The sequence below is a fragment of the Rhizobium sp. BR 250 genome (assembly GCF_047445855.1).
GTDB classification, from domain to species: domain Bacteria; phylum Pseudomonadota; class Alphaproteobacteria; order Rhizobiales; family Rhizobiaceae; genus Agrobacterium; species Agrobacterium tumefaciens_I.
Genome location: NZ_JARWKW010000006.1, coordinates 270,172 through 284,895 on the forward strand (window position 1 = coordinate 270,172; position 14,724 = coordinate 284,895).

The following is a 14,724-nucleotide window of genomic DNA, read 5'->3' on the forward strand; positions in this document are numbered from 1 at the left end:
CATCGCAGGCTCCTCTTTTCAAGAGGTAAACACCCAGGCTTAGGCTGGGTGAATGGTTAATGAGGCGTCTCCGCCCTGTGCCGTTCCGGCACGGCAAATAAGCTCAGGCGTCGCCGGTCACAACGCCGACGAAGGGCAGTTCGCGGAAGGCATAAGCCACGTCCATGCCATAACCCACGACGAAATAATCAGGACATTCGAAACCGACATAATCGGCCTCCAGATCTTCCTTGCGCTTCACCTTCTTGTCGAGCAGCACGGCGATGGTGACGTTGCGGGCGCCACGCTCGAAAAGCAGTTCCTTGGCAAAACGCAGCGTGCGGCCGGATTCGAGAATATCGTCGATCAGCAGGACATCACGGTCCTTCACGTCACTGTCGATATCCTTGACGATCCTGACGCCTTGGGAAACCGTGCCGGTGCCATAGCTGGACAGCGTGATGAACTCGACTTCGGGCGCTAGGCCGCTGTCATGCAGCGCGCGGATAAGATCGGCCGCGAAAATGAACGATCCCTTGAGCACGGCGATGACCAGCAAATCCTTGGTCGGGCCGCTGGCAATGTGCTTGGCCATGTCGCGATTGCGCTCGGCGATCTGCTCGGCGCTATAAAGCGGCTCGATGTTTTTTCCACGGACGACGGGCATTCTTACTCCTGTGCTGCGCCTTGCCGATTTTACCTTTCAGTAAAAATAGAAGACAGGCGTTAGCACAGTCAGCGTTCGGACGCACCCGCCTCAACGAAGGAAAGCTTGATATCAGGCGTTTTTCCACCGGGATGGCGCAGTTTTGCCGAAAAACCGTGGCTGAAACCGGGCTGCATCTCTTTCACCGGCGGCTCGATGACCATGCTCGCCACCAGCTGTCCCTTGGCGGCGAAGAGATCGGCGCGAAGGGCCGGCACCTCTTCCAGATTGCCGCCATTGTTTTCCACAATGCCGCTGATGAGCAGAATATCCATGCCGCCCGCCTCCTGCGGGGTCACGGAGACATGGGAAATGGCGAGCGGGTTGACCGAAGCCGCAACAGCCGTCTTTTCCGGCACCACGACAGACAGGCCGCCCGAGCAGACGAAAACGAGAATGGCGAGCCCCGCCACCAGCGCCGAATAGGCATCCGCCGAAAGGCGCGACAATCTGCGATCCAGCCAGCCGATGAAAGCAAGGCCGAGCACACCGATGGTCACGGGTGGCTTTGCCATCTGCCGGCGCGCTGCGCCACGATTGTCATTTCCGGGCTGGCGCGCACGGTTTTCCTTGATGGTGACAAATTCCGCGTCTACCACATCGCGGTCGGGATTTGCCGCCCGTGCCGTTCGGCGCGCCGGTGTTTCCGGCATCAGGAGGTCAAAATCGAATGCCGCTTGCCGGCGAGATGAACGGAACATAGCCATAGAATTCCCCGGTCAGGTTTTCCGGCCCGCAAAACTGGGCATTGCAACGAATCCTGCCAAGTTTTAAATTTAATTGGTTAATGCTTCGCAAAAACGGCTCGCGCAGGCCACCGGAACCGGTTTAAACCCCGACATCCGAACCCACGCGTCGGCGGCTTGCGAACCACCACGAAACGAAGAGACTGGAAGTCCGTTGATCCATTTCGAAAATGTCGGGTTGCGTTACGGCATGGGACCCGAGATCCTGAGGGACATGACCTTCGACATTCCCAAAGGGTCGTTCCAGTTTCTGACCGGCCCGTCGGGTGCCGGCAAGACGACGCTGTTGCGCCTGCTCTTGATGTCGCTGCAGCCAACACGCGGCAATATCCGCATGTTCAACCGCGATGTGTCGCGCATTCCGCGCAGTGAGTTGCCGATGCTGCGCCGCCGCGTCGGCATCGTGTTTCAGGATTTCCGTCTGCTCGATCATTTGACCACCTATGAAAACGTCGCCCTGCCGCTGCGCGTGCGCGGCAAGGAAGAAAGCGCCTATCGCAACGATGTGATCGAGCTTCTGAAATGGGTCGGGCTTGGCGAGCGTATCAATGTTCTGCCAGCCATCCTTTCCGGCGGGGAAAAGCAGCGCGCCGCCATTGCCCGCGCGCTGATGGACCAGCCGGAAATATTGCTGGCCGATGAGCCGACCGGCAACGTCGATCCGCCCATGGCCAAACGCCTGCTGAACCTCTTCCTGGAACTCAACCGGCTGGGCACGGCCGTCGTCATCGCCACGCACGATTTCGCGCTGATGGACCAGATCGATGCGCGCCGGATGATCCTGACCGAAGGGCGGCTCGATATCTATGAATGAGATCAACCGCAAAGCCTTGAAGCCCGAAGCGGCGCAGCCGAAGCGCCCGCCCATGCGCATCCGCCCCATGGCGCCCATCCTGCCGCCTTCCAACATTCAGGGCAATGCGCTGATGGTGGTGATTGCCATCATGGCCTTTCTCGCCTGCCTGACGCTTGGCGCGGTCTCCATGGTGCGCGCCACCGCCGCCACCTGGCAGAGCCAGATTTCCCGCGAGATCACCATCCAGATCAAACCCGAGGACGGGCTGGACATGAATGCGGCGCTCACCAAGGCGCGCAATCTGGCGCTCACTTTCGTCGGCACCCGCGACGGCACCATCCTCGACGATGCGGCGACCTCGCGCCTGCTGGAGCCATGGCTCGGCAGCGGTCTCGATCTCTCCGAACTTCCCATACCGCGCCTCGTCGTCATCACCATCGATGAAAACAACCCGCCCGATTTCCAGGCGATGCGGGATATGCTGAAGACGGAAATCCCGCAAGCCTTTCTGGACGACCACCGCACCTGGGTGGACAGGCTGGTTTCCATGGCCAGAACAACCGTCATGATCGGCGTCGGCGTGCTCATCCTCGTCTTCACCGCCATGGTGCTGACGGTGGTATTCGCCACGCGCGGTGCACTGTCCGGCAACCGGCACATTGTCGAGGTATTGCATTTCGTCGGCGCCGAAAGCAGCTTCGTGGCGCGCGAATTCCAGAAGCATTTTCTGAAGATCAGCCTCAAGGGGGCAGCGGCAGGCAGCGCGCTGGCCGCCGCCGTGTTCCTTTTGGCCGGGTTCTGGCAATCGAGCACGGTCGCCACGCCGCAGAGCGATCAGGCGAGCGCGCTTTTTGGCTCGTTTTCGGTCGGTCTCGGCGGTTATTTCGGCATCGCCATGACGATGATCATAATCGCGCTTCTCACCACCATTACCGCGCGCATGACCGTCATCCGCACCATTGACGATATTGACCGCGTCCGGTCCGATCCGTCGAAAAGCGATGGCCTTGCGTCGTGAGATTATCCTCCGAAATTCCGCAGAAAAACTGAAGCCGTCACACACCGGATGTAACCTGCGGACGGTGGACAAAATTGCCTGTTCCTTGCCTTAATCGGCGAGTATTCAGGAGGAATGTTTGTGAGTCGGATGGACCAGGATCAGACGACGGCGCGGCCGGGCCAAAAGGGCCTGTTGTCGCGGCGCGGTCCTCTGCGCCGTTTTATTCGCGGTCTCATCCTGCTTTGCGTCATCACGCTCGGCGCATTTTCCGGCGGCTTTTTGTGGTTTGCCGATTCCGTCGCCTCCATGCGTCCACCGGAGGGGGCGAGAGGCGATGCCATCATCGTTCTCACCGGCGGTTATCAGCGCATCGAACAGGCTGTCGGCCTGCTGAGAGACGGTGTGGGCAAGCGGCTCTTGATTTCCGGCGTCAACCCCGCCACCACCCGGGCGCAGATCCGCAAGATGACGCAAGGGTCATCCGACATGTTCTCCTGCTGCGTGGACATGGGTTACAAGGCGATCGACACGATCGGCAACGCCAATGAGGCGGCAAGCTGGATACGCGACCACAACTATTCCTCCATTGTCGTCGTCACCAATAATTACCACATGCATCGCAGCCTGCATGAATTGCGCAGCGCCAGCCCGCAGACGGAATTCATCGCCTATCCCGTCATCAGCGCCGATCTCGCCCGCACCAACTGGTTCGTGGAACCGGATGTGGTGAGAACCATGCTCTACGAATATCTGAAGTTCGTGGCGGCGGCCGGACGTGACCTCACCGGCTTCGGCAAGGGCGACGGCCTGCGCAAGGTCGTCACGGACCACGCCCCGCCGAAAGTGACGGCGGCTTCGTCGTAAGCGTCCAGAAACACGCTTGCTGCCGCCCCTTGTTTTCGTGTAGGCGTCTGGCATCGGCATCCGGCATCGGGCTTAAGGCTTCGGACGGCTGCATCCCGGGAAGGCTGTTGATGCTCAAGCTGCGCTCTTTTCTTTTCAATACGCTGTTTTACCTCAATCTGATTGTCCGCATGATCGTGCTGACGCCGATCTATTTCATCCTGCCGCGCAAGATCGCCTTCGAAATTCCCAAGAACTGGGCGCGGTCCAACCATTGGCTGATGAAAACCATCGTCGGCACCACCTTCGAGATTGAAGGGCTGGAAAATATTCCCGAAACCGGCTGCATCTTCGCACCCAAGCACCAGTCCTTCTGGGATACCTACGCGCTGCTGCCCAACCTGCCAGACCCCGTCTACATTCTGAAACGGGAATTGATGTGGATTCCGCTGTTCGGCTGGTATGTGATGAAACAGCGCATGATCCCGGTCAACCGTGCCGCGCGCGGCAAGGTGATGCTGAAGGTGATGGAGCGGGCGAAAGAGGAAATGGCCGCTGGCCGCGAACTCATCATCTATCCGGAAGGCACACGCCGCCCGCCCGGCGCCGAACCCGAATATCGTTACGGCATCGCGAGGCTTTACCGCGATCTGCAGGTGCCGGTCATTCCCGTTGCCATGCATCCCGGCCTCTTCTGGCCGCGCCGGTCCACCATGCGTTATCCCGGCCACTTCAAGGTGCGCATCCTGCCGGCCATCGAACCGGGGCTGGACCCGGACGTGTTTTTCAAGCGTTTGATCGATGTGACGGAAAAGGCGAGCGACGAGTTGCTGCTCGAAACCGTGCGCAACAACCCGCACCTGCCGCTGCCGCCGACCGCCGTGAAGCGGATAGCCGAACTTCAGAGCAAGGAAACCGCGGCCGGCTGAGCGGCGAGCGTGCCGACATTTTTGGCGATGCTCTCCAGAAGCGAATCGCGAATGCCCATCTCCTGCAGGTGCTGCACGGTGTTGAAGACATAATCCGTATTCGGTCCGGAGCGACCAGTCGCAGCCGCGATGATGACAGCCGATTCGGCAACGCCGAGACCGCCGATATATTGCTCATGCGCGGGATCGGCCACATAGGTCACCGCACTGCCGCGCCGGCCATTGGCGAGCGCGATGGAAACCACCCGCTCCTTGTAGACATTCGTCACCAACTCGCGCTCGCGCAGATAGGCCATGACGGGATCATGGTCCGCACCCCGCACGCGGAAGGCGACGCCGAGGCAGGAGCCACCACGCTCCAGGCCGAGAACGAGGCCGGGTTTTTCCTCCGTGCCTCTATAATAATTGGAACTGATGCAGAGCGAGCGCCGATACCCGTGTAACCGCGCCTGCTGCCTCTCTTCAAAGGCGAAGCCGGGGTTCCACATCAACGAACCGTAGCCAAAGACCCAAAAATCGTCCATATCCCAAGCCAAATCGAAATTGTCTGAAGTCTGTTCATCGGAGATCAATATGGCAGCGTCAAGCCAATCCGGCACGGCCAAAAAATTCCTCTGGCTCGCCATCGCCATCGTGGTGGTAATCGGACTTTATACCGCCGGGTGGTTTTACGCCGCCGACAGGTTAAAGCAGACGGTGCTGAACGTCATCGCCCCCTCGCAGGCCCGCAGCGTCAGCGGCGAATGCGGCGATATCGCCTTCAAGGGTTATCCCTTCCGCATTGGCCTTTTCTGCTCCAAGGTGACGGTGGACGATAAGGAGAACGGCGTTTCCGCCTCCTTCGGCGAGCTTCGCTCGGCGGCGCAGGTCTATAATCCCGGCCATATCGTCTGGGAACTCGATTCGCCGGCGGAAATCCGCTCGGCCCACGGCCTGACAATTTCGGCTGCCTGGAAGAACATGCAGTCCAGCATCGTCACCAAGCTGAAGGGCATCGACCGCAGCTCGCTCGTCATCGACGGGCTGAAGGCGCAGGCGGTTTCTTCCGTCACCGGCCAGACCATCGATTTCGATGCCGTCAAGACGGAAATGCATCTGCGCCAGAACGGCGCCGATCTCGACGGCGCGATCACGCTCACCGATTCGGCAACCGTCATCAAGGACTGGCCGCAGGTTCTTCCCCGCCTCGACGCCATCGTTGACGTCACGCTCGCGGGCAAGGCGGGCATGGTGGATGGCAGCGACAAATCCGGCCTTTATGGCACGAGCGGTGAGCTTCGCCGGCTGGTGGCGGATATTGGCGAAGGCCGCACCATGCGCATCAGCGGCCCCTTCTCCTTCGACAATGAGGGTTATCTCTCCGGCCAGTTCAAGCTGGAAATCGAAAAGCTCGGCGCCTGGTCGGACAATGCCAAGCAGGCATTTCCGCAGCTGCAATCCACCATCGATACAGCCCGCAAACTGCTCGGCGCGCTTGCCGGTGGCGGTGACAGGGCATCCGTTGACCTCGTGGTGGATCGCGGCCGCGCCACCGTCAGCGGCTTCATTCCGCTTGGGAAAATCCCGCCGATTTGAGCTGTAGCGCCCCGCTCCGTCACCCCGGACCTGACCGGGGTCCAGCGCGATCAAGCCCTTGATCGCGTAAGACTCACCTCACGGCGCAAACGCGCCGTGGCTGGATGCCGGATCAAATCCGGCATGACGAAGAGAGAAGATCGCGCCTTGTCTTGCAGGCTTACTTCTTCTGATCCAGCGCATGACGCCCGAAGTCCGGCGTATCGACGTCCTGACCAGCCTCGATGATGGAGCGGCGGATGGAGCGCGTGCGGGAAAACAGTTCGAACAGCTTGTCGCCCTCTCCCCAGCGGATCGCCCTTTGCAGGGAAGCGAGGTCTTCGGAGAAGCGCGCCAGCATCTCGAGGATCGCATCCTTGTTGTGCAAGCAAACATCGCGCCACATGGTCGGATCGGAGGCGGCGAGACGCGTGAAGTCACGGAAACCGGAGGCGGAATATTTGATGACTTCCGATTCGGTCACCGTCTCCAGATCATCCGCAGTGCCAACGATATTATAGGCGATGATGTGCGGCAGATGCGAAACGATCGCCAGAACCTTGTCGTGGTGCTCGGCATCCATTTCATCCACACGCGAACCGAGCGCCCGCCAGAAATCCTGCAGCCTTTCCAGCGCTGCAGCATCCGTGCCCGGCAGCGGCGTGAAGATGCACCAGCGATCGCGGAAAAGACCGGCAAAACCGGCATCCGGACCGGATTTTTCCGTGCCCGCCAGCGGATGGCCGGGAATGAAATGCACATTGTCAGGCATATGCGGCGCCATCTGCGCGATGACCGAAGCCTTGGTGGAGCCGACATCGGTGACGATGGCACCCGGTTTCAGATGCGGCGCGATCTGCTGCGCCACGCTTTCCGAAGCACCGACCGGCACCGAGACGATGACGAGATCGGCGTTCTTCACCGCTTCCGCCGCCGAAACCGTGTAATCCGTACCGAGCGCCAGTTCTTCCGCCCGTTTCAGCGTGTCTTCGCTGCGGGTGGAAATCGTCACATGGCGGGCAAGGCCCAGCTCCTTGATATCGCGGGCAATCGACGAGCCGATCAGGCCGATGCCGATCAGCGCGATGCGTTCAAACATGATTTCACCCATCACGCCTGCCCCATGAACTCGGTGAGAGCCGCGATGACGCCGAGATTGGCCTCTTCAGAACCGACAGTCATTCGGAGCGCATTCGGGAAACCGTAACCGCGCACCGCACGCAGGATGTAACCGCGGCGGCTCAGGAACTCATCCGCATCCGTCGCGCGCTTGCCGTCCTGATCCGGGAAATGGATAAGGATGAAGTTGGTGACCGACGGCGTGACCGTGAGGCCGAGACCGGTAAAGGCCGTGACAAGCTTTTCCATCCACAGCGCATTGTGCGCCACGGCCTTTTCAACGAAGGCCTGATCGCGGATGGCAGCAGCACCGGCCGCGATGGCCGGCGCGCTCATGTTGAAAGGACCGCGCACGCGGTTCAGCGCATCGATGACGGCGGCAGGGCCATACATCCAGCCGACACGCAGGGCAGCGAGGCCATAGACCTTCGAGAAGGTGCGGGTCATCACCACGTTGCGGTTGCCGGAGACCAGCTCAAGACCGGCCTCATAGTCGTTCTTGCGCACATATTCAGCGTAAGCCGCATCCAGCACCAGCACGACATGTTTGGGCAGACCGGCCTGCAGGCGGCGGATTTCCGCGACCGGAACATAGGTGCCTGTGGGGTTACCCGGATTGGCGACAAACACCATCTTGGTCTTCGGTGTCACGGCGGCGAGGATCGCATCCACATCCACCGCGCAATCCTTTTCCTTCACCGTCACCGGGGTCGCGCCCGCACCCATGATCTGGATCTTGTAGACGAGGAAACCATGTTCGGTGATGATCGCCTCATCGCCGGAACCCAGATAGACGTGGCAAAGCAGGCCGAGAAGCTCGTCCGACCCGTTGCCGCACAGGATGTTTGCGATGTTGAGACCGTGCACGTCGGCAATCGCCTGGCGCAGCGCAATCGCCTGACCGTCCGGATAGATTTCCAGATGGCTGGCGGCCGTGCCGAAAGCCTCGATCGCCTTCGGGCTCGGCCCAAGCGGTGTTTCATTGGAGGAGAGCTTATAAACCTTCGCGACGCCGTCCACATGTTCCTTGCCGGGAACATAAGCGGCGATATCCAGAATACCCGGACGCGGAACAGGTTGGCTAAGCTCTGCACTCATTTGATCGACCTTTGGAAAAACGCCGGAGAACCCGGCAAAAGCAATGCCGGAGGCATTAGACCGGAATGGGCGCTTTGTCGAGGGTCAGCGCGGCTTTACTTGGCTTGCAGCCGCGCGAGTCGTTGGAACCCCCTGCGGCGCGAGCACGGGCACAAAAACGCGGCGCGAGGCGCGCTGGGTGACGGGCAATCCCTGATAGAGGCGCTTCTGGGCTTCCACCACGATGACGCCGGAAAACAGCGGCCAGAGGCGACGGCCGGTCAGTTCGAGGTAACGGCGGAATTTCAGCACCGGGCGGCTTGTGGTGGGGGGAAAGAACAGCGCCTCGGCGGAAGCACCCGGCGTAAAATTGGTTTCGCGCAGCAGCGCCGTCAGCTGCCCGCGCGAATAGGGCCGGCCGGAACCGAAGGGCGTATGTTCCATGCGCGCCCAGACCCCGCGCCTGTTCGGCACCACGATCACCAGACGGCCACCGGGCGCCAGCACCCGCCAAAGTTCCTTCAGGCTTTCCCGCGGATTTTCGGCAAATTCCAGCGCATGCACCATCAACACCCGGTCTATCGACGAATCGGGCAGCGGCAGTTCCTCATCGAACACCAGCGCGGTGGAGGAAAATTCGCCCGCCGGCCAGTTCACAGCGCCCTGCCCCGCCGGCATGAAGGCGAAGGTGCGCTCCGTATCGCGGCGGAACCGTTCCAGAAACGGCACCGCATAACCAAGGCCGACCAGCCGCTCTTCCGGCAAGGGCGGCCACAGCGTCGAAAGCGCCATGGTGATCGCCTGCTCGGCCGAGCGGCCAAGCGGTGAATGATAGAATTCGCGCAGATCGACGATATCGGTATTCATGGCGAGAATGTAGCATCAGGCGGTTGGACTTCAAGGCGTCAGCCCCTACATTGGAAGTCAGTTGGGAAAGTCAGGCGGGCGAATGCGCCGGTTTTGGCCGGCAAACGGAGAGGATACGATGAAACCTTTGGAAATAGACGTCTTTCTTTGCCGCAGCGACAATTTCGGGGTTCTGTTGCACGATCCCGAAAGCGGGGCGACGGCCACCATCGACGCGCCGGAAGAAGGCCCTATCCTGCTCGCTCTCGACGGCCACGGCTGGAAGCTCACCCATATCTTCACCACCCACCACCATCAGGACCATGTGGAGGCCAATCTGGCGCTGAAGGACAAGTTCCGCTGCGAGGTGCACGGCCCCTATGACGAGGCGATTGCGATCCCTGGCCTCGACCGCTCGCAGGCCGATGGCGACGAATTCGAATTCGCCGGCCGCCGCGTTCAGGTCATCGCCACACCCGGCCATACGGCGGGTCATATCTGCTATTATCTGCCGGATGACGGCCTGCTGTTTGCCGCCGATACGCTGTTCGCCATGGGCTGCGGCCGGCTGTTCGAACGCCCGGCGGCCGATATGTGGCACTCCTTCCAGAAATTGATGGCCCTGCCGGATGAGACCAAGGTCTATTTCGGCCACGAATATACGCTTGCGAATGCACGCTTTGCCCTCACCGTCGATCCCGACAATGCCGTGCTGAGCGCGCGTGCGGCAGGCATCGAGAAGGCGCGTCAGGCGAATGAATTCACTATTCCCACCACCATCGGGCTCGAAAAACAGACCAACCCCTATATGCGGGTGGCCGATGCCGGCATCCGCAGACATCTGGGCCTTGAAAGCGCCACGGACGCCGATGTCTTTGCCGAAATCCGTACACGCAAGGATAATTTCTGATGGCAACGGATCTGTCAGCGCAGGCGATCATTCGCGAACTGGGGCTGGAGCCGCATCCGGAAGGCGGATTCTACCACCAGACTTTCCGCGACACGGTCGGCGGCGAGCGCGGCCATTCCACGGCAATCTATTATCTTCTGGAAAAGGGTGAGCGTTCGCACTGGCACCGGGTCACCGATGCGGTAGAGGTCTGGCACTATTATGCCGGCGCGCCGATCGCGCTGCATCTTTCGCAGGACGGCCGGGAGGTGCAGACCTTCACGCTTGGCCGCGCCATTCTGGAGGGAGAGCGTCCACAGGTGATCGTGCCGGCCAATTGCTGGCAATCGGCGGAAAGCCTCGGCGATTTCACGCTCGTCGGCTGCACCGTCTCGCCGGGCTTTGCCTTTTCGAGCTTCGTCATGGCCGAACCCGGTTGGTCGCCTGGGCATGTGCCCTGAACCTACAGAAATCGCCTGTGGAGTGAGTGAGCACCACAAGTTTCTTCTCCCCGAGGGGGAGAAGTCCGCGGCAGCGGGATGAGGAGGCTAGAGTCGTGAGATACGGCAACGGCGCCCCCTCATCCGACCCTTCGGGTCACCTTCTCCCCGGCGTGGAGAAGAAATACGCCGCAACGTCTGCTTTTCTTACGCCACCGTCAGCTTTGGTCAGCCGCCATATTTCGTAGCGGTAATATAAACCTGCCCCACCCGCGTCGGGATGATCGCATAAACGGGCGCATAGACATCCATATTGTTCGACTTGGCGAACCAGATCTCCATGGAAATGGATTTCAGATATTCGATATCCTTGCGTCCCTGCCGGTAACCCGACTTCGGCACGTAACGCGCCTTGCAGACGATGGCGTCGCCGCTGAAGCCATTGGTCTTGAACGGCTTGGTGCCGCTGGAGCTCAAAACGAGATCGAGTCGCGACTCACCGTCATAGATCGGCAGGCGCGTCGGGCAGATGCGGCCGCCGGCGGGAATGATGAGGCCGGAAATCGGATCGAGAACCGAGCGAAGATCACGGTCCTTCACGTCCACCCAATTGTCCGGCCGGGCCTTCGGTTCGGGTTTCACCGTCGTCGATGTGACGTTACCGTTGCGATAGACCACATCATAGGTTCGCACGCGCTTGCCGTCCTTGTAGACCAGCGAATATTCGTTGGCCTGCAGCCGGTGGCCGCGCTTGGCGCCGGAGACCGTCGTCTTGCCGGAAATATCCTTCAGAATGCTGGCAAGGCCGGCGGCGCTGAAGGAACCGGAGATCGAATAATTCGGCCCGTCCATGCGAGTCGAAAAACTCGCCCGCGCGATCGGCAGGATGCCGAGATTGATGCTGTATTCGCTTGTGTGGCGCGCTTCGGCGGCGAGCGAGGGGGAGACGCCCGCAAACACCATAGCAGCGGCCACGAAAATGCTTTTTCCTCTGGCAATCATTTCGATATCACCTTAAAAGAGGCGCGGAAGCGGCCTTATCGGGCGATCATATACGCTGACTTGTGGCAATAAAAAAGCGGACGACGGTTGAAAACGCCGGAATTTCCTTTGATTTGATCGCGAGCGGCTTGACTGTTCAGTCTCGTCTGACTATAGAACCGCAACTTTCCAATCATGGCCAGTTGGATTGCCACCCCGGTTTTGCCGGTGGCGAGCCAGTGGTGAAACAGACGAAACGAAATAGGTGTACCCATGTCCCGTGTATGCGAATTGACCGGCAAGGGCGTCCAGACGGGCAACAACGTCAGCCACGCCAACAACAAGACCAAGCGCCGGTTCCTTCCGAACCTCTGCCAGGTCACGTTGATCTCCGATGCTCTCGGCCAGCGCTTCCGCCTGCGTGTTTCCGCAGCCGCTCTGCGCTCCGTTGAACACCGTGGCGGCCTCGATGCCTTCCTTCTGAAGTCCGGCGAAAACGAACTGAGCATGCGCGCTCGTCTCCTGCGCCGCCAGATCGCCAAGAAGACGGCTGAAGCTGCTTAATAGCGGTTTTGACATCATCTGATATTCAGAAGGCTTGAATGGCTTTTGCCGCTCAAGCCTTTTGTTTGTTCCAGATTTTAGGTACATCGAGTCTATGGAAACCGTTTGAGACGTTTCCTTCCGATGTTTGGCTCCAACTGGTGGCATCACCCAGGATAAAAAAATGCCCTATCTGCGCTTTACGCTTATCTATGTTCTGCTGATGACGCTCGTCGTCGTCGCCTCCAATGTTCTGGTGCAATATCCGCTGTCGGGCTCGCTGTTTGGTATCAACCTCGGCGACCTTCTGACTTGGGGTGCCTTCACCTATCCGGTAGCCTTCCTCGTCACCGACCTGACGAACCGCCAGTTCGGCCCCTCGGTCGCGCGCCGCGTTGTGCTTGCCGGCTTCGTCGTCGGCGTCACGCTTTCCTTCTGGACATCCATCCCCCGCATCGCCGTCGCCTCCGGCACCGCCTATCTGATCGGCCAGCTGCTCGATATTTCGGTCTTCAACCGCCTGCGCCGCCAGCGCTGGTGGCATGCGCCGCTTGCCGGCTCGATGTTGGGTTCGGTGCTGGATACGGCCCTGTTCTTCTCCATCGCCTTTGCGGCAAGCTTCTCCTTCGTCGGGCCCAATGATGCCTTCGCCATCGAGAACGCGCCGGTGCTCGGCGTCTTCGCTCTGGAAGCCCCCCGGTGGATTTCCTGGGCGCTGGGTGATCTTTCGGTGAAGGTCCTCGTCGGCCTCGTCATGCTCCTGCCCTACGGCGCGCTGATGAACACGCTGAAGCCGATGCCAGGCGCCGCCAAATCGGCCTGACATCTCCGTTGACCGGGTTTGCAAGCGTGGAACAAATCGCGCTTGCAAACCCGCTGACGGCATTGCAGTCTGCCGTCCGTGACACAGCGCGGAGGCAGGCTGACATGCAGATCAAGGACGTTATCGACATTGTGGATGCGACGAGCGCCACGCTTTCGGGCTCCAGCTTCGATAACGTCAATCTGTCGGGGACGGTCTTCAACAATGCCAACCTGGCCGGCACGCGCTTCAACGACATCAACTTTTCCGGTGCATCGTTTACGGACAGCAACATGTCCGGCTGGTCGATTGATGACGTCAATTTTTCCGGTCTGAAACTGAGCAATTCAAATCTGTCCGGCACGCAGATAACGGCATGCCGGATGACCGGCATGAAGATCGACGGCATCCCTGTCGAGGATCTCCTGGCTGCCTACAAGGCCGCACAAGAGCAGGCCTGATATTCACTCCACCAGCTTGAATTCCAGCATCAGATTGCGCTGGAGAAACGAGTGGTTGTCATCGGAAACGATGATGAGACGCGTGGAGCCATCCGGCCCCTTCACCACATCCATGCCTTCCATATTGTCGATCTGGTAGGCCATGCCCGCTTCCAGCAGGATTTCGCCATCCACCACCGCACCCGGCTTGATGTCTCCCCCGCGGACGCGGCGGATGCGCATGCCAACGCCTTCGGCGAAGTTGAAGCGTCGCTCCAGAAGCAGCAGATCACCATTGGGCAGGAAAGCGCCGTCCGTCACATCGAATGACGGGTGGTGGGTGACGGCAAATGTGCCCTTCAGCGGACCTTCCAAAATGGCGGCGAGAAGATTGCCATCCGCATCGATGCTCTTCTCAGCCACCACGACCAGAGCGCCAGCGAGCGGTGAATCGGTTGGCGATAACGCCAGGGCCTCCATGCCGCCATTATGGCGCAGCTCGTTACTGGGGATGAGATATGGCAGGCGGCCAAGCGGCTTTGACGTTGCAAAACCCGGATCGGGATAGATATCGATCCTGTGCCGCTGCTCGTAGCTGACGAAGACCTTGTCGCCGCGCAGGGCCAGCCCTTCCGCGTCCATCTCCATCTTGCGTGGCGGTTCGCGTCCGCCCATGTCCAGCATGGGGGTGATACGGACGTCAGCAAGTCCGGACAGCGCGCCGGCCGCATCGCGCGTGACCCTGCCCGTCAGCCAGTGGCCGGTATCCAGCACCGCAATAAACTCCTGCCCGTCGGGGCGGAAACGGATGGAGGATATCGCCCCGAACAGCTTTTCGGGCGCGCTCATCACCATACCGCCGACAAATTCCAGCTTGCCGAAACGTTTTGTGCTGGTGCCGACCTCGAAAGAGGACAGGAGACGCGCGCTCACCGGCACATCGATAGTGGAGGCGCCGATGGAAACCGGGAATAGTGCTCCAGCCGCCAGAATGGCTGCCATCATGAAAGTTTTGCAGGCGGAAGAAGCCCGGC

The 14,724-nt window shown here is 60.3% G+C and carries 18 protein-coding genes; 10 read left to right on the forward strand and 8 right to left on the reverse strand.

Features of this window, described 5'->3' with window-relative positions:
• Positions 1–103: 103 nt before the first annotated feature.
• Positions 104–646, reverse strand: a complete 543-nt coding sequence (hpt, locus tag QD336_RS12305; RefSeq protein ID WP_269346755.1) for a hypoxanthine phosphoribosyltransferase — start codon at positions 644–646, stop codon at positions 104–106.
• Between the two features lie 68 nt (positions 647–714).
• Positions 715–1,386: a hypothetical protein gene (locus tag QD336_RS12310; RefSeq protein ID WP_499170900.1), complete on the reverse strand. Its 672-nt coding sequence runs from the start codon at positions 1,384–1,386 to the stop codon at positions 715–717.
• Positions 1,387–1,585: 199 nt separating this feature from the next.
• Between QD336_RS12310 and ftsE the strand changes: the two genes are divergently transcribed.
• From ftsE to QD336_RS12330, 4 genes are all read left to right on the forward strand, one after another.
• A complete protein-coding gene (gene ftsE, locus QD336_RS12315; RefSeq protein ID WP_269346750.1) occupies positions 1,586–2,245 on the forward strand; it encodes a cell division ATP-binding protein FtsE in 660 nt (219 codons plus the stop codon).
• Complete coding sequence (locus QD336_RS12320) at positions 2,238–3,245, forward strand: cell division protein FtsX (protein ID WP_269346749.1); 1,008 nt, start codon at positions 2,238–2,240, stop codon at positions 3,243–3,245. Before ftsE ends, QD336_RS12320 begins: the two co-directional genes overlap by 8 nt.
• A gap of 129 nt (positions 3,246–3,374) precedes the next feature.
• Positions 3,375–4,091 carry a YdcF family protein gene (locus QD336_RS12325; protein ID WP_499170958.1) on the forward strand — a complete coding sequence of 239 codons (717 nt, stop codon included), beginning with the start codon at positions 3,375–3,377 and terminating at the stop codon, positions 4,089–4,091.
• A 110-nt stretch (positions 4,092–4,201) separates the two neighbouring features.
• Positions 4,202–4,999, forward strand: a complete 798-nt coding sequence (locus QD336_RS12330; RefSeq protein WP_499170902.1) for a lysophospholipid acyltransferase family protein — start codon at positions 4,202–4,204, stop codon at positions 4,997–4,999.
• On the opposite strand, the gene QD336_RS12335 is transcribed toward QD336_RS12330, so the two are convergent.
• Positions 4,972–5,523, reverse strand: a complete 552-nt coding sequence (locus QD336_RS12335) for a gamma-glutamylcyclotransferase (protein ID WP_499170903.1) — start codon at positions 5,521–5,523, stop codon at positions 4,972–4,974. The two genes, QD336_RS12330 and QD336_RS12335, sit on opposite strands and share 28 nt — an antisense overlap.
• A gap of 49 nt (positions 5,524–5,572) precedes the next feature.
• Here QD336_RS12335 and QD336_RS12340 point away from each other — a divergent pair, with 49 nt between their 5' ends.
• On the forward strand, positions 5,573–6,574 hold the full coding sequence (locus QD336_RS12340) for a DUF2125 domain-containing protein (RefSeq protein ID WP_499170905.1): 1,002 nt from the start codon (positions 5,573–5,575) through the stop codon (positions 6,572–6,574).
• A 160-nt stretch (positions 6,575–6,734) separates the two neighbouring features.
• On the opposite strand, the gene QD336_RS12345 is transcribed toward QD336_RS12340, so the two are convergent.
• The 3 genes from QD336_RS12345 to QD336_RS12355 all read right to left on the reverse strand — a co-directional run bounded on the left by QD336_RS12345 (position 6,735) and on the right by QD336_RS12355 (position 9,616).
• The gene (locus tag QD336_RS12345; RefSeq protein ID WP_499170906.1) at positions 6,735–7,664 is read right to left on the reverse strand and encodes a prephenate/arogenate dehydrogenase family protein; all 930 of its coding nucleotides are present in this window, start codon (positions 7,662–7,664) and stop codon (positions 6,735–6,737) included.
• The gene (gene hisC / locus QD336_RS12350) at positions 7,664–8,770 is read right to left on the reverse strand and encodes a histidinol-phosphate transaminase (RefSeq protein ID WP_499170908.1); all 1,107 of its coding nucleotides are present in this window, start codon (positions 8,768–8,770) and stop codon (positions 7,664–7,666) included. The genes QD336_RS12345 and hisC overlap by 1 nt, the downstream gene beginning before the upstream one ends.
• Positions 8,771–8,854: 84 nt before the next feature.
• Positions 8,855–9,616: a class I SAM-dependent methyltransferase gene (locus tag QD336_RS12355; protein WP_499170909.1), complete on the reverse strand. Its 762-nt coding sequence runs from the start codon at positions 9,614–9,616 to the stop codon at positions 8,855–8,857.
• A 118-nt stretch (positions 9,617–9,734) separates the two neighbouring features.
• Here QD336_RS12355 and gloB point away from each other — a divergent pair, with 118 nt between their 5' ends.
• Positions 9,735–10,505, forward strand: coding sequence for a hydroxyacylglutathione hydrolase (gloB, locus tag QD336_RS12360; RefSeq protein WP_269346740.1), 771 nt, complete (start codon positions 9,735–9,737; stop codon positions 10,503–10,505).
• Positions 10,505–10,945 carry a cupin domain-containing protein gene (locus QD336_RS12365; RefSeq protein ID WP_499170910.1) on the forward strand — a complete coding sequence of 147 codons (441 nt, stop codon included), beginning with the start codon at positions 10,505–10,507 and terminating at the stop codon, positions 10,943–10,945. Before gloB ends, QD336_RS12365 begins: the two co-directional genes overlap by 1 nt.
• Positions 10,946–11,152: 207 nt before the next feature.
• Here QD336_RS12365 and QD336_RS12370 read toward each other — a convergent pair whose 3' ends face one another.
• On the reverse strand, positions 11,153–11,926 hold the full coding sequence (locus QD336_RS12370) for a DUF3108 domain-containing protein (protein ID WP_269346738.1): 774 nt from the start codon (positions 11,924–11,926) through the stop codon (positions 11,153–11,155).
• A gap of 252 nt (positions 11,927–12,178) precedes the next feature.
• Between QD336_RS12370 and rpmB the strand changes: the two genes are divergently transcribed.
• The 3 genes from rpmB (at position 12,179) to QD336_RS12385 (ending at position 13,711) form a co-directional block, all read left to right on the forward strand.
• The gene (gene rpmB, locus QD336_RS12375) at positions 12,179–12,469 is read left to right on the forward strand and encodes a 50S ribosomal protein L28 (RefSeq protein WP_003509888.1); all 291 of its coding nucleotides are present in this window, start codon (positions 12,179–12,181) and stop codon (positions 12,467–12,469) included.
• 163 nt (positions 12,470–12,632) lie between these two features.
• Complete coding sequence (locus QD336_RS12380; protein WP_499170912.1) at positions 12,633–13,271, forward strand: queuosine precursor transporter; 639 nt, start codon at positions 12,633–12,635, stop codon at positions 13,269–13,271.
• 104 nt (positions 13,272–13,375) lie between these two features.
• Positions 13,376–13,711 carry a pentapeptide repeat-containing protein gene (locus QD336_RS12385; protein ID WP_269346731.1) on the forward strand — a complete coding sequence of 112 codons (336 nt, stop codon included), beginning with the start codon at positions 13,376–13,378 and terminating at the stop codon, positions 13,709–13,711.
• 3 nt (positions 13,712–13,714) lie between these two features.
• Here QD336_RS12385 and QD336_RS12390 read toward each other — a convergent pair whose 3' ends face one another.
• Positions 13,715–14,692 carry an esterase-like activity of phytase family protein gene (locus QD336_RS12390; RefSeq protein ID WP_499170959.1) on the reverse strand — a complete coding sequence of 326 codons (978 nt, stop codon included), beginning with the start codon at positions 14,690–14,692 and terminating at the stop codon, positions 13,715–13,717.
• Between the last annotated feature and the right edge of the window lie 32 nt (positions 14,693–14,724).